The 13258-nt window shown below is 61.8% G+C and carries 15 protein-coding genes; 10 read left to right on the forward strand and 5 right to left on the reverse strand.

The annotated features are described in order from the left end of the window. Positions 1-116: 116 nt before the first annotated feature. From BC360_RS08115 to BC360_RS08130, 4 genes are all read left to right on the forward strand, one after another. A complete protein-coding gene (locus BC360_RS08115; protein WP_065780085.1) occupies positions 117-1271 on the forward strand; it encodes an ABC transporter permease in 1155 nt (384 codons plus the stop codon). A 13-nt stretch (positions 1272-1284) separates the two neighbouring features. After that, positions 1285-2094: an ABC transporter ATP-binding protein gene (locus BC360_RS08120; protein ID WP_065780087.1), complete on the forward strand. Its 810-nt coding sequence runs from the start codon at positions 1285-1287 to the stop codon at positions 2092-2094. 96 nt (positions 2095-2190) lie between these two features. Further along, positions 2191-3561 (forward strand): MlaD family protein, encoded by a 1371-nt coding sequence (locus BC360_RS08125; RefSeq protein ID WP_065780089.1) that lies wholly within the window; start codon positions 2191-2193, stop codon positions 3559-3561. Positions 3562-3654: 93 nt separating this feature from the next. Next, positions 3655-4272, forward strand: a complete 618-nt coding sequence (locus BC360_RS08130; RefSeq protein WP_065794872.1) for an ABC-type transport auxiliary lipoprotein family protein — start codon at positions 3655-3657, stop codon at positions 4270-4272. A 214-nt stretch (positions 4273-4486) separates the two neighbouring features. Here the strand turns inward: BC360_RS08130 and BC360_RS08135 are convergent, their stop codons facing one another. After that, positions 4487-4759, reverse strand: a complete 273-nt coding sequence (locus BC360_RS08135) for a BON domain-containing protein (RefSeq protein WP_065780092.1) — start codon at positions 4757-4759, stop codon at positions 4487-4489. 156 nt (positions 4760-4915) lie between these two features. Between BC360_RS08135 and BC360_RS32105 the strand changes: the two genes are divergently transcribed. Next, a complete protein-coding gene (locus BC360_RS32105) occupies positions 4916-5092 on the forward strand; it encodes a hypothetical protein (RefSeq protein ID WP_161491365.1) in 177 nt (58 codons plus the stop codon). A 22-nt stretch (positions 5093-5114) separates the two neighbouring features. On the opposite strand, the gene hemF is transcribed toward BC360_RS32105, so the two are convergent. Next, positions 5115-6026, reverse strand: a complete 912-nt coding sequence (gene hemF / locus BC360_RS08140; protein WP_065794925.1) for an oxygen-dependent coproporphyrinogen oxidase — start codon at positions 6024-6026, stop codon at positions 5115-5117. Positions 6027-6323: 297 nt separating this feature from the next. Between hemF and BC360_RS08145 the strand changes: the two genes are divergently transcribed. Further along, positions 6324-6584, forward strand: coding sequence for a hypothetical protein (locus BC360_RS08145; RefSeq protein WP_065780097.1), 261 nt, complete (start codon positions 6324-6326; stop codon positions 6582-6584). An 87-nt stretch (positions 6585-6671) separates the two neighbouring features. On the opposite strand, the gene soxR is transcribed toward BC360_RS08145, so the two are convergent. Continuing rightward, a complete protein-coding gene (soxR, locus tag BC360_RS08150) occupies positions 6672-7151 on the reverse strand; it encodes a redox-sensitive transcriptional activator SoxR (protein ID WP_065780099.1) in 480 nt (159 codons plus the stop codon). Between the two features lie 77 nt (positions 7152-7228). Between soxR and BC360_RS08155 the strand changes: the two genes are divergently transcribed. Beyond that, positions 7229-7804, forward strand: coding sequence for an NADPH-dependent FMN reductase (locus BC360_RS08155; protein WP_065780101.1), 576 nt, complete (start codon positions 7229-7231; stop codon positions 7802-7804). Between the two features lie 82 nt (positions 7805-7886). Here the strand turns inward: BC360_RS08155 and BC360_RS31385 are convergent, their stop codons facing one another. Together BC360_RS31385 and BC360_RS31390 are read right to left on the reverse strand one after the other, a co-directional pair. Next, positions 7887-8348, reverse strand: a complete 462-nt coding sequence (locus BC360_RS31385; protein WP_065780103.1) for a tRNA (cytidine(34)-2'-O)-methyltransferase — start codon at positions 8346-8348, stop codon at positions 7887-7889. Positions 8349-8354: 6 nt separating this feature from the next. Beyond that, positions 8355-8927 carry a GNAT family N-acetyltransferase gene (locus BC360_RS31390; RefSeq protein WP_065794873.1) on the reverse strand — a complete coding sequence of 191 codons (573 nt, stop codon included), beginning with the start codon at positions 8925-8927 and terminating at the stop codon, positions 8355-8357. Between BC360_RS31390 and BC360_RS32505 the strand changes: the two genes are divergently transcribed. The 3 genes from BC360_RS32505 to BC360_RS08175 all read left to right on the forward strand — a co-directional run bounded on the left by BC360_RS32505 (position 8915) and on the right by BC360_RS08175 (position 13147). Further along, entirely contained in the window at positions 8915-9322 is a 408-nt protein-coding gene (locus BC360_RS32505; RefSeq protein WP_208858166.1) for a hypothetical protein, read from the forward strand. The genes BC360_RS31390 and BC360_RS32505 overlap by 13 nt on opposite strands. Continuing rightward, positions 9306-11159 (forward strand): ABC transporter ATP-binding protein, encoded by a 1854-nt coding sequence (locus BC360_RS08170; RefSeq protein WP_065794874.1) that lies wholly within the window; start codon positions 9306-9308, stop codon positions 11157-11159. The genes BC360_RS32505 and BC360_RS08170 overlap by 17 nt, the downstream gene beginning before the upstream one ends. A 122-nt stretch (positions 11160-11281) precedes the next feature. Next, on the forward strand, positions 11282-13147 hold the full coding sequence (locus tag BC360_RS08175) for an ABC transporter ATP-binding protein (RefSeq protein WP_139109959.1): 1866 nt from the start codon (positions 11282-11284) through the stop codon (positions 13145-13147). Positions 13148-13258 lie beyond the last annotated feature (111 nt).

Here is a 13258-nt window from a genome sequence, read left to right on the forward strand (position 1 = left end):
ATCTGGCGCATTGGTCGCGATGTTACCGGCTTCGTCCGGATGACATCAAGGATGTGAGCCGTTATGACGGAGCAAGCTTTTACGAGCGGTTAGCAAATCGGGATGACAGAGACCAGGTGACGCGTTCCCAGACCAAGATCGTTGCGGATGTCGCGCTCGGCGGAGACGCCGGAGGCTCTGGTGGCACTTACGTCTTTTCAGGCGTCTGGCGGCACGAGACAGCCGAAGCCATGGGCGCCAAGCTCGACCAGCTTGCGCGCAAGGGCGGCAGCGTCAGGCAGTTCGATCTATCGGGTGTGACGGCCATGGACACGGCGGGGGCCTGGATCATCCGACGTTTCATGACGCAGATTGCCGGTCCTGAAAAGAACGAGATCCAGTTCGTCGATGGCGGACAGCGCTATGTCGAGCTGATCGGCGCATTGCCGGCGGAACTGCCGACACCGGAAGACGAAGGCGAGCATGTTCCGCTGTTCCAGCAGATATTCGCGCCGGTCGGCGAGGTGATGATCGCGACCTGGAACGATATCGTCGCGGCGATGTACATTCTCGGCTCGGCGGTTCGCGGCGCCCAGCTCAAACTCGGACGACACAGCGGCGTCTCGCCGGCCGCCATCGTTCACCAGATCGACCGCATGGGCGTCAAGGCCGTGCCGATCATCATGCTGATGTCCTTCCTGATCGGCGCGATCATTGCGCAGCAGGGCGCATTCCAGCTGCGGTATTTCGGCGCCGAAGTCTTCGTCGTCGATCTCGTCGGCATCCTGCAATTGCGCGAAATCGGCGTGCTCCTGACCGCGATCATGATCGCCGGGCGTTCGGGCAGCGCGATCACCGCCGAAATCGGCTCGATGAAGATGCGCGAAGAGGTGGACGCGCTGAAGGTCATGGGGCTCAGCCCGGTCGGCGTCCTGGTGTTTCCGCGGCTGGTGGCGCTGACGATCGCCTTGCCGCTGTTGACCATCATCGCCAACTTCGCCGCGCTCACCGGTGCGGCGCTGGTCGCCTGGGCCTATTCGGGCATCACGATTGCAACCTTCCTGTCGCGCCTGCAGGAGGCCGTGGATTTTTCGTCGGTTGCGGCGGGCATGATCAAAGCGCCGTTCATGGCGCTGATCATCGGCGTGGTGGCGGCGGTCGAGGGGCTGAAGGTCGGCGGCAGTGCCGAATCGCTCGGCCGCCACGTGACCTCTTCGGTGGTCAAATCGATCTTCGTGGTGATCCTGATCGACGGCCTGTTTGCCATGTTCTACGCATCGATCGACTTCTGAGGCGGATGGGACGATGAGCACAGCAGCCAGAGAAAGACAGCCGGAAGCCGCCAATGGGCACGAGGCGGTTCTGTCCGTGCGCGACCTGACAGTCGGCTTCGGCTCCCACATCGTTCTCGACAAGCTCAACCTCGAGATCTATCGCGGCGAAATCCTCGGCTTCGTCGGTGCCTCCGGCACCGGCAAGTCTGTATTGATGCGCACGGTTCTCCGGCTTTTGGCCAAGCGCTCCGGTACGATCGAGATCCTCGGCGCGGAATACGACAAGATGTCGGAGGCCGACCGGATCGCGCTCGACATGCGCCTCGGCGTGCTTTTCCAGCACGGCGCGCTGTTCTCGGCACTCACGGTGCGCGAAAACATCCAGGTGCCGATGCGCGAGTATCTCGACCTGCCGCAGAGCCTGATGGATGAGCTGGCGCGCCTGAAGATCGAGCTGGTGGGACTGGCGCCGGAGGCGGCCGACAAATATCCTTCCGAGCTTTCGGGCGGCATGATCAAGCGGGCGGCACTCGCCCGGGCGCTGGCTCTCGACCCCGATCTCGTCTTCCTCGACGAGCCGACGTCGGGCCTCGATCCGATCGGTGCGGCCGAGTTCGACGAGTTGATTGCCAAGCTGCGCGACACGCTCGGATTGACCGTGTATATGGTGACTCACGACCTCGACAGCCTGTTTTCGGTTTGCGATCGCATCGCGGTGCTTGGGAACAAGAAGGTCCTGGTCGAGGGGACCGTCGAAGACATGCTGGCCTGCGACGACCCCTGGGTGCAGTCCTATTTCCGGGGCAAGCGGGCGCGGTCGATCGTGCGTCACGACGAATAGCGCCAGGAAGCCGTCGGACATTCCCTCGGGACATTCCTTGGGGTGTCCGAAGCAGAAGAACGGCCGATAGGATGGCCACTGAGGTAGTCGGAACGAATGGAAACTAAAGCGAACTACGCCATTGTCGGCTTCTTCACGGTGTTCGTGATCGCGGCGGCCTTCGGCTTCGTCTATTGGATGTCGCAATATGGCCGCAGCGGCGAAATGGTCGAGCTGGTCGTCAATATTCCCGGCTCGGCCAACGGGCTGTCCGTCGGTTCTCCGGTTCGCTTCAACGGCATTCCCGTCGGTTCGGTGCGCAATTTGGCGATCGATGCCAACGATCCGCGCTTTTCGATTGCGGTCACGGAGGTCTCGATTGACGCGCCCGTGCTGAAATCGACCAAGGCGACGCTCGAAGTGCAGGGCCTGACAGGGGCCGCCTATATCGAACTCAGCGGCGGCAACAAGGGCGACGAGAATATCTTGAAGAACGCCATCGAGAAGGGCACGCAGGCGCGCATTCTCGCCGACCAGTCGAGCGTCACCAGTCTGCTGGCGACCGCGGACCAGATCATGGACCGCGCCAACGACGCGATCACCGATATCCATGCCTTCATCAAGGATGTGCGCGGCCCGCTGACGGGCACGATCGGCAATGCCGAGAAATTCTCCAAGGCGCTTGCCGACAATTCCGGCGCGATTGACGACTTCCTGAAAAGCGTGACCGAGCTTTCGGCATCGATCAATGCCGCGTCGAAGAAGCTCGATTCGACGCTGGCCTCGGCCGATGTGCTGGTGAAGTCGGTGGATCCGAAGAAGATCGATCATATCGTCAGCAACGTCGAGCAGTTGAGCAACGACCTGAAGGCCGCCTCGGGCGGAGTTTCCGAAACCATCGCGGCGTTCAAGCGCACGGTGGAGACCTATGACCAGTTCGGCAAGAATGCGCAAAAGACGCTCGAGCGCGTCGATACGCTGGTGGCTACCGTCGACAAGCAGAAGGTCGAGTTGGTCGTCAACGACATTTCGGCGGCCAGCGCCGACGCCCGCAAGGCGGTCGCCAACATCACGCAATTTGCCGAAAAGATCACCGCGCGGCAGCAGGACATCGATCGCACGATCACTGACGTCACCCAGATGGCGAGCAAGCTGAATGCGGCCTCGAATAGGGTCGACAGCATTCTCGTCAAGGTCGACGGCTTCCTCGGCGATGCCGATGCGCCGTCGCTTTCGGCCGAGGCGCGCACGACGCTCGAATCGTTCCGCAAGATGGCCGACAATCTCAACGCCCAGATCGGCCCGATCGCCGACAATCTGAAGCGCTTCTCCGGTTCCGGCCTTCGCGATGTCGAGGCGCTGGTGACCGATACGCGCCGCACCGTCCAGAGTCTCGAAAACACGATTTCGACATTCGACAAGGATCCGCAGCGCCTGCTGTTCGGCGGCGAAACGGTCAAACAATACGATGGTCGCACCCGACGCTGAATCGGCTAAGACAATGCCGGTGTGGGGCCGGGCGGGTTGCTTTCATTAAAGAGCGCTCTAAGGTGCGGCGTATTGGACAAGGGTTTGGGCAGTATGAATTTTCCGGGGCTGGTGTGTGTGCGTGAGATGGGAGCGGTCAGCTCCGCGCTGGTCTTCACGCTGGCTGTCTTGTTGGCGGGATGCGGGACCCGTGCCGCCGTCAACGACACGTTCAGCCTTTCCGCGTCGCCGGTCATCGAAGGACGTGCGGCGACCAGCAAGCAGATCCTCGTGCCGGAACCGACGGCGTTGAAGGCGCTCGACAGCGATCAGGTCGTCATCCGTCTTACCGGCTCGGAGCTGCAATATCTCTCCAAGGCGCAATGGAGCGACCGCCTGCCGCGTATGGTGCAGGCGAAGCTGGTTCAGGCGTTCGAAAACACCGGCAAGGTCGGCGGCGTCGGCAAGCCGGGCGAGGGGCTGGCGATCGACTATCAGGTGATCAGCGAAATCCGCTCCTTCGAGATATCGACGGAGGGTGCCGACACCGCCGTCGTCGAGATTTTCGCGAAGATCGTCAACGACCGGAACGGCACAGTGCGGGCGCAGAAGGCATTCCGCGCCACTGCGGGCGTCAAGGGTGCCGGCAACCCGGCCTTCGTGAGGGCACTCGACCAGGCATTCGCGACGGTTGCGTCCGAGATCGTCGGCTGGACGCTCAGCTCTATCTGACCTACTGCATAATTCCTTAAATCGGAATCGATTTAAGGAGAAAATTATGCAGCAAGTTTAGGGTGTTACAGCGTCCTTAGCGCGTCATATTTGATGCGCGGCGCTGTAGAGCGTTTCCGGTTTGGACGGAGCCGCGGAAACGCTCTATCTCTTTGTTTTTACGCATTTCCTGACGGAAAGCCGCTTCGCATTTTTCCTGGAAATGCTCTAAGAGCTATCTGGTCTCAGCCGCCTCGATGCGGTTGATCACTTCGGCCACCCCTTCCGTCAGCCTTGCGGCTTCTTCCGCGCGCGCGATCTCGGCAGTCGTGGCGACATGGCCGGCCAACACGATCGTATTTCCCTTGCAGACGACGGTGACGTCTGCTGCATCGAGTCCCGGCGTCACGGCCAGTCGGTGCGCGACGCGGCGTTCGAGTTCCGCGGGGTGGTCCCCCGTCCTGCGTTCCGGCTCAATGCCGTGGAATGTGCGCTTCTTGAAGATCATCGTCCGGCCTCTTTCCTTGGTGGAAAGACAACGCTGCGCTCGGCCATTTGTTCAGCTGTTCCAATCGAAACAGCGCGAACCTGGCTTTCTTGCGATGGGTCGCACTTGCGGATCGCACGTCATTCCTGGCCGCAGAATTCGAACGGGGAACCATCCATGCGTCATTCTTTCCGCGTCGTCGCACTTGCGATGACGACCGTCCTTGCTATCGCCATACCGGCAAAAGCCGGCAACTACAGCTATGGCCAGCGACAGACCTGCGTCGTCAAGACGGTGAAGACCTACGATGCCTATGGCAGGGTCGTGATCAAGAAGGTGCGCTTCTGCAAATGACGCCCGCGCACCTTCAGTCTCTTTAGGGCCAGCGCACCACCGGGGGCAGGGACGAGAGAATCGACTCGACGTTGCCGCCGGTCTTGAGGCCGAAGATGGTGCCGCGATCGTAGAGCAGGTTGAACTCGACATAGCGGCCGCGGCGAACGAGCTGTTCGTCGCGATCTTCCTCGGTCCATGGCGTGTTGAAATTGCTGCGCACGATCTTGGGGTAGACGAGCGCGAAGGCCTTGCCGAGGTCACGGGTGAAGGCGAAGTCCGCTTCCCAGCCACCTTGCTCGGCCGGAGACTGAAGCCAATCGTAGAATATGCCGCCGGTACCACGCGGCTCGTTGCGGTGCTTCAGGAAGAAGTAGTCGTCGCACCATTGCTTGAACCTGGCGTGATCCGCGACCGGGTGACGATTGCAGGTGATCTCCATGGCGCGGTGGAACAGCTGGGTGTCCGGGTCGGTCATGACACGGCGGCGGTCGAGCACCGGCGTCAGGTCGGCGCCGCCGCCGAACCAGTTGCTGGTGGTGACGACCATACGGGCGTTCATGTGCACGGCCGGAACGTTGGGGTTCACGGGATGCGCGATCAGCGAGATGCCCGACGCCCAGAAACGCGGGTCTTCGTTTGCGCCCGGAATCTGCTCGCGAAATTCCGGCGAGAATTCGCCGAACACGGTCGAGGTGTGAACGCCGACCTTCTCGAAGACGCGGCCTTCCATCATCGACATGCGGCCGCCGCCGCCTTCGCCGCCGTCGCGGCTCCAGTCCTTAGCCACGAAGCGGCCCGGTTCACGGTCGGACAAAGGGCCGGTCAGATCATCTTCGACAGCCTCGAAAGCGGCGCAGATCGTATCGCGCAGGCTTTCGAACCAGGCCCTGGCTGCGGCCTTCTTGTCTTCGATATCGGCAGGCAGCCCCTGGGGTAGTTGCGGTCGTTCCATGAAAATTTGTCCTGTTCGCGGCTTTGCGCGCCGGAAAGCCGCCGATTCGTTGATGTGCGCCACAGTTCATATTTCCGCCAGATTGGCAACGGCGGTCGGGTCATCGGGCTGCCGCATAATTCCTTAAATCAGATTCGATTTAAGGGGAAATTATGCAGCACGTCTAAAGTGCTACAGCGTCCTTTGCGCGTCATATTTGACGCGCGGCGCTGTAGTCTGCCGCATCGGCTGGCCGGTGTAAAACGGACTCGCAATGGCCCGATACTCACACTATCTTTACCTCCAGAGGTATGGCCCATGGCAAGAATACCCGCAGGTCCGCCGCTCGATGGTTTGCGGCGCCAGATCGCCCGGCATCGCCGGGACAATCCGACACGAGGCGACGGCCTTTTCGTGCGTGAAACCTTTCGGCTCGATCGAAATGCTGCCCGCGCCAAGGCCCGCGAATGGTTCGATACCTGGCCGAAAGCCGCCTATTGGACCGAGGTGGAAAGCTGGCGCCAGCTCGACGGCGACGAGATCGAATTCACCATGCGCCGACTGCCGACCGCCGATTGAGCGCTGGGCATTGACGAACGCCACCCTGTTTTCCTTCGGCGCGTTTGCCAGCCTGGTCGCACTTACTCGATAGCGGCCGCGCGACCGCTAGGGCTGACCGTCCTCTTCCGTCGCATCCATCAGCCGCGGCCCGGCGCCTTCCATCGAAAGCACATCGTGCGGGTTGCGCAGCGGACATTCCCTCAGCGACAGGCATCCGCAGCCGATGCAGCTCGTCAGGTGGTCGCGCAGCGCCATCAGGCTGGCTATGCGCATGTTCAGCTGCTCGCGCCAGCTCTCCGACAGCCGCGCCCAATCCTGTACCGTCAGCGGCCGGTCGTCCGGCAGCACCGTCAAAGCCTCCTGGATTTCCGAAAGCGGAATTCCGGTTCGCTGGGCGACCTTGATCACCGCCACGCGCCTCAGCACGCTGCGGGGATAGCGACGTTGGTTGCCGCGGCTGCGATTGCTGCGGATCAGTCCCTTGGCCTCATAGAAATGGAGGGTAGAAACGGCGACACCGCTGCGCTCTGCGACTTCGCCGACGGTCAGCTCGCGCCGCATTTCGCTGCTTCTTACAATCGTCATGACAGCTATTGACCTCAACTAATGTTGAGGTTTTATAGCATGAGCTCCATGGAATTCACAACAAGGAGCTGATCCCCATGACAGAGAAAATGACGCTTGCGGTGGTCTACGGCAGCGCCCGGCAGGGGCGCTTCTGCGATACGGTCGCCAATTGGCTGATCCGCGAGATTTCGGATTCGAACGTGTTCAACCTCACGGTCATCGATCCGGCGCGGCTGAGGGCGTCGCGCGGCGTCGGCGCTGCGGTCAATCCCGGCGAGTGGCTGGAGCGCAAGGTGGCCGAGGCGGATGCCTTCCTGGTGGTGACGCCGGAATACAATCACGGCTACCCGGCCGCGCTGAAGGAGCTGATCGATTCAGTCTACGAGCCCTGGCATGCCAAGCCCGTCGCCTTCGTCTCCTATGGCGGCGCTTCGGGCGGCATTCGCGCCGTCGAGCAGTTGCGGCAGGTCTTTGGCGAATTGCATGCGGTGACGCTGCGCGACGGCGTCCAGTTTGCCAAGGCCTGGTCGAAATTCGATGCGGCCGGCAACCTCTACAAGCCCGAGGAGATGCGTGCGCCGCTGTTCCTGATGATGGATCGGCTCATCTGGTGGGCGCGGACATTGAAGCAGGCCCGCAAGGTGACGCCCTATAACGAAGTGGCCGCCTGAGTTGCCGGGGCGCTGCCGCCGGCGGCGCCCATCCCCTGAACCCCTTCAGGAAAGGTGGGGCAGAGCCATGCGATTCTTCTTATTAGAGCAACTGCACTTGCCGGATCGCCTCGCCGGCGATCATGGCGGCGGACATGGCGACGTTCAACGACCGTTGCCCCTCGGCCATCGGGATGAGGATGCGGCCTTGCGCGCGATCATGCACATGGTCTGGTACACCGGCGCTTTCCCGCCCGAAGAGCAGAATATCGTCCGGGCGGAATTCGAAACGGGTGTAGGGCACGGCGGCCTTGGTCGAGGCAAGCACAAGCCTGCGTCCCGTCGGCACCCGCCACGCCTCGAACCGTTCCCAATTGATGTGGCGGGTGAGGGTGACCGAGGCGATATAGTCCATGCCGGCGCGTTTCAGATTGCGGTCGGAAAGGTCGAAGCCCGCCGGCTCGATGACATCGACGGCAAGGCCAAGGCAGGCCGCAAGGCGCAGGATCGTGCCAGTGTTGCCGGGAATGTCGGGCTGGTAGAGGGCGATGCGAAGGTCACTCACGTCTGTTCACTTTCCTTGCGGCATGTCTGTCAAGCTAGAGAACTCATGCGTGAGAACTCCCATCATGATGTCGTCGTGCCATTCGCCGTCGATCAGCGCCGCCTCCCGCTCACGGCCCTCGACCGAGAAGCCGCATTTGCGGTAGCTGGCAATCGCGCGCTCGTTGAAGGCAAGCACGCGCAACGAGATACGATGCAGGGCGAGTTCGCCGAACGCATGGCTCAATACGAGCTTCGTGACGGCCGTGCCAAGCCCTTTGCCCAGCAGATTCGGATCGAGAATGCCGATGGTGAAGGAAGCGCGCCGGTCGTGCCGGTTGATGTTGTCGAGCCTGAATTCGCCGATAAACCCGCCACGATCGATGACCCAGGCGGCGGGATGTTCGATGGTGTGCCGCAGCCACGCTTCGGCGTCCGCTTGTCCGTAAGGGCGGGTGAAGGATGCATCGCCGCCGAACATGCGGTAGATCTCCGGGTCACGCCCGAGCGCCAGCCGCGCGTCGACGTCGCTGTCTCGTGGGCGCCTCAGCAGGAAACCCTGTCCTTTCAGTTCGGGAGGGGGCGTCGATGATACGTTCATGTGCGTTTCCCGTTGATTTCGTGCCCTCTAATCTGTGCCGAATGGGCAACATCCGGCCGGACGATGAAAAAACAGGCAAGAAAGTGCCTGCGACAATCTGGCATGTCGAGGCGAATGGAGGTAGACAGAAGATCTCTTCAACGCGAACCGACGGAGGCAATGATGACTGTATTGATGTTGACACGCCTTCCAGGAGTGATGGGCCACCGTTTGGCCTGACCGGTTCCGCGACCTATCTTTCAAGAGATCGATGCGCGCTTCCGGAACTCCGGAAGACAAGCCGCTATGGCGGGCAGCATTTCCGGACTGAAATTTTTCACGATAAAGAATGCGGGGAGATACCCGCCTTCCTTCAAAATACTCTGAAGGAGCAAGACAATGTTTGGCTGGTTTGAATCCCGCCTCAATCCCTATCCGACGGAAGAACCCGTGCTTCCGCCGAAAAGCCTTTTCGGCTTCTGCTGGCACTATTCCAAGCCGGCGGTTCCGTGGCTGCTGATCATGTCGGTCTGCACCATGCTGATCGCCATCGGCGAAGTGGCCCTGTTCCAGTTTCTCGGAAACATGGTCGACTGGCTGTCGAACGCCAATCGCGAAACCTTCCTGGAAGCCGAAGGCCACAGGCTCATCTGGATGGGCGGCCTGGTCCTGATCGGCCTGCCGGCGCTGGTGGCGATCGATTCGCTGGTCATGCACCAGGTGCTGCTCGGAAATTACCCGATGATCGCCCGCTGGCAGATGCACCGCTATCTGCTGCGCCAGAGCATGACGTTCTTCGCCAACGAATTCGCCGGCCGCGTGGCGACCAAGGTCATGCAGACTTCGCTCGCGGTTCGCGAAACGGTGATGAAGATCCTCGACGTCTTCGTCTATGTCGTCAGCTATTTCATCACGATGCTGATCGTCGTTGCCGCCGCTGATTGGCGGCTCGTGGCGCCGCTCGCCGTCTGGCTGGTGATCTACATCTGCATCGTCAGCTATTTCGTGCCGCGTCTGCAGAAGATCTCCAAGGAGCAGGCCGACGCGCGATCGATGATGACCGGCCGTATCGTCGACAGCTACACCAACATCGGTACGGTCAAGCTGTTCTCGCATGCGGGCCGTGAGGAAACCTACGCGCGCGCCGGCATGGATGGGTTCCTCGACACCGTGCATCGCCAGATGCGCAAGGTGACGCTGTTCCATGTGCTTGTATACGCCAACAACAGCATTGCCCTCTTTGCCATCAGCGCACTCGGGATCCACCTGTGGCTGACAAGCGCCATCTCGGTCGGCGCCATCGCGATCGCCGTTGGTCTTGCCATGCGCATCAACGGCATGTCGCAATGGATCATGTGGGAAGTCTCGGCGCTGTTTGAGAACATCGGCACGGTCTATGACGGCATCGGCATGATGACCAAGGCGCACGACATCGTCGACGAGCCGAATGCCAAGCCGCTGCAGGCGGAGAAAGGCGCGATCACCTACGACAACGTGCGCTTCCATTACGGCAAGGCGAAGGGTGTCATCGATCACCTGTCACTCGACATCAAGCCGGGCGAGAAGATCGGCCTGGTCGGACGCTCGGGCGCCGGCAAGACGACGCTGATGAACCTGCTGTTGCGGTTCTACGATGTGGAATCGGGCGCAATCCGGATCGACGGCAAGGATATCTCGACCGTCACCCAGGATAGCCTGCGCGCCCAGATCGGCGTCGTCACGCAGGATACCTCGCTGCTCCATCGCTCCATCCGCGACAACATTGCCTATGGGCATCCGGAAGCCGACGACGAGGCGATCATTGCCGCTGCGAAGCGGGCGAACGCCTGGGAGTTCATCCTGGGGCTCGAGGACAACCAGGGACGCAAGGGGCTCGACGCCCAGGTCGGCGAGCGCGGCGTCAAGCTTTCCGGCGGCCAGCGCCAGCGCATCGCGATCGCCCGCGTCTTCCTCAAGGATGCGCCGATCCTCGTTCTCGACGAAGCGACGTCCGCGCTCGATTCCGAGGTCGAGCAGGCGATCCAGGAAAACCTGTTTGCGCTGATGGCCGGCAAGACGGTGATCGCCATCGCCCACCGCCTGTCGACGCTGACGGAAATGGACCGCCTGGTGATCCTCGAGGCCGGCCGCATCGTCGAAACCGGTTCGCATGCCGAACTCGTGGCCAAGGGCGGTCTTTACGCCGACCTCTGGTCGCGCCAGTCGGGCGGCTTCATCGCCGACGACACCGAGAAGGAAGAAGCGGCGGAATAATCCGCTTCGACACCCCGCCGCCTGTATGGGCGGCGGGGTGCGGCACTTGACGTTACGCATTTGTAATGCGCCCGCTGGTGGAAACAGATTGCTGTTACCGCCGAACCGCCTATATCGGAACCATGCTCAGCGCCATCGTCAGCATCTTCGAGAACTGGATCAAGCCGTTTGCGCCGCGGGAGCGATTGCAGCCGCCGAAATCGCTGTGGGGTTTTGCCTGGTTCTATGCCCGTCAGGCCAAGGGGCCGTTTCTGGCGATGGCGGTGCTCGGTGGCCTCGTCGCCATGCTGGAGGCAGGGCTTTTCTATTTCGTCGGACGGCTTGTCGATCTGCTCGACACCGTCAAACCGGAGGCGGGCTGGAGCGGGCTGATTTCCGCCAACGGCCCCGAACTGCTGTTCATGCTGCTGACGGTGCTGGTGTTCCGCTTCGTCGCGGTGTCGCTGGCGGCGCTCGTCGAGGAGCAGTCGATCATCACCGGCTTCCTCAATCTGGTGCGCTGGCAGTCCTACACCCACGTCGCGCGGCAGTCGCTTTCTTTCTTCCAGAACGACTTTTCCGGCCGGATCGTGACGAAGGTCTGGTCGGGCGCGCAGGCAACCAGCGACCTGATCGTCTCGCTGCTGCAGGTCGTCTGGTTCATCGTCATCTACACCGCCTCGACCATGGCGCTGGTCGCCCAGCTCGACTGGCGCCTGGCGGCGATGGTGGCGTTCTGGGTCGTCATCTTCCTGGCGCTGGCACGCTATTTCGTACCGCGCGTCCGCAAGCATGCCCGTGATACGGCCGAAATGGCCTCGATGCTGAACGGGCGGATGGTGGATGCCTATTCGAACATCCAGACGCTGAGGCTCTTCGGCCGCGACGACGAGAACGATCGTTATATTCGCGCTGGGTTCGATCGTTTCCAGCGTGCGGTCATTCCGTTTACGCGGCTCTTGACGGCGGTGCGCGCCTCGCTTGCGCTGCTGTCGGGCATGATGATCGCGGCTATCGCGGTCTATGCCATTCACCTCTGGCTTGGCGGCGTGATCAGTTCGGGTGCGGTCGCCTTCACGCTGGCGCTGGTCTTGCGGCTCAACATGCTGCTCGGGCGCATGATGACGCAGTTCAACTCCATCATGCGCAATATCGGCACGATCCAGAATTCGGCCGAGCTCGTCTCCCAGCCGATCGGCCTCGTCGACAGACCTGGTGCGAAAGAGCTCACGGTCAGCGAACCGGAAATCCGCTTCGAGCATGTGAAATTTCACTACGGCAGAGACGCCGGCGTCATCGACGACTTCTCCCTGATCGTTCGCCCTGGCGAGAAAGTCGGCATCGTCGGCCGCTCGGGCGCCGGCAAGTCGACGCTCGTCAATCTGCTCTTGCGCTTCTACGACCTCGAAGGCGGACGCATCCTGATCGACGGCCAGGACATTTCGACGGTGAAGCAGGAATCGCTGCGCGCGCAGGTCGGCATGGTCAGCCAGGATACCTCGCTGCTGCACCGATCCATCCGCGACAACATCCTCTTCGGGCATCCGGATGCGACCGAGGAGCAATTGGTCATGGCAGCCGAGAAGGCCGAGGCCTACGAGTTCATCCTCGATCTCCAGGACCAGCGCGGCCGCAGGAGTTTCGATGCCCATGTCGGCGAACGGGGCGTCAAGCTTTCGGGCGGGCAGCGGCAGCGGATCGCCATTGCGCGCGTCATGCTCAAGGATGCCCCGATCCTCGTCCTCGACGAGGCGACGTCGGCGCTCGATTCCGAGGTCGAAGCGGCGATCCAGTCCAATCTCGACCGGCTGATGCAGGGGAAAACGGTGCTGGCTATCGCGCATCGACTGTCGACGATCGCCGCCCTCGACCGGCTCGTCGTCATGGACAAGGGCCGGATCGTCGAGGACGGAACCCACGCCGAACTAATCGCCCGGGGCGGCCTTTATGCCGACCTCTGGTCGCGGCAATCGGGCGGCTTTCTGGCCCGCGAAGAAGCGGCGGAGTAGGGCAGCCCATCACCCATTTTCACGCCCTTCCGACGAAGGTCGGCCAGTGGTGATGCCAACCGTCAAGTCCTTGTGCCAATTGGCCGCGCTTTTCCCCGCGACAATCTGCCC

This window comes from Ensifer sp. LC163 (assembly GCF_001695855.1).
Lineage (GTDB): Bacteria > Pseudomonadota > Alphaproteobacteria > Rhizobiales > Rhizobiaceae > Ensifer.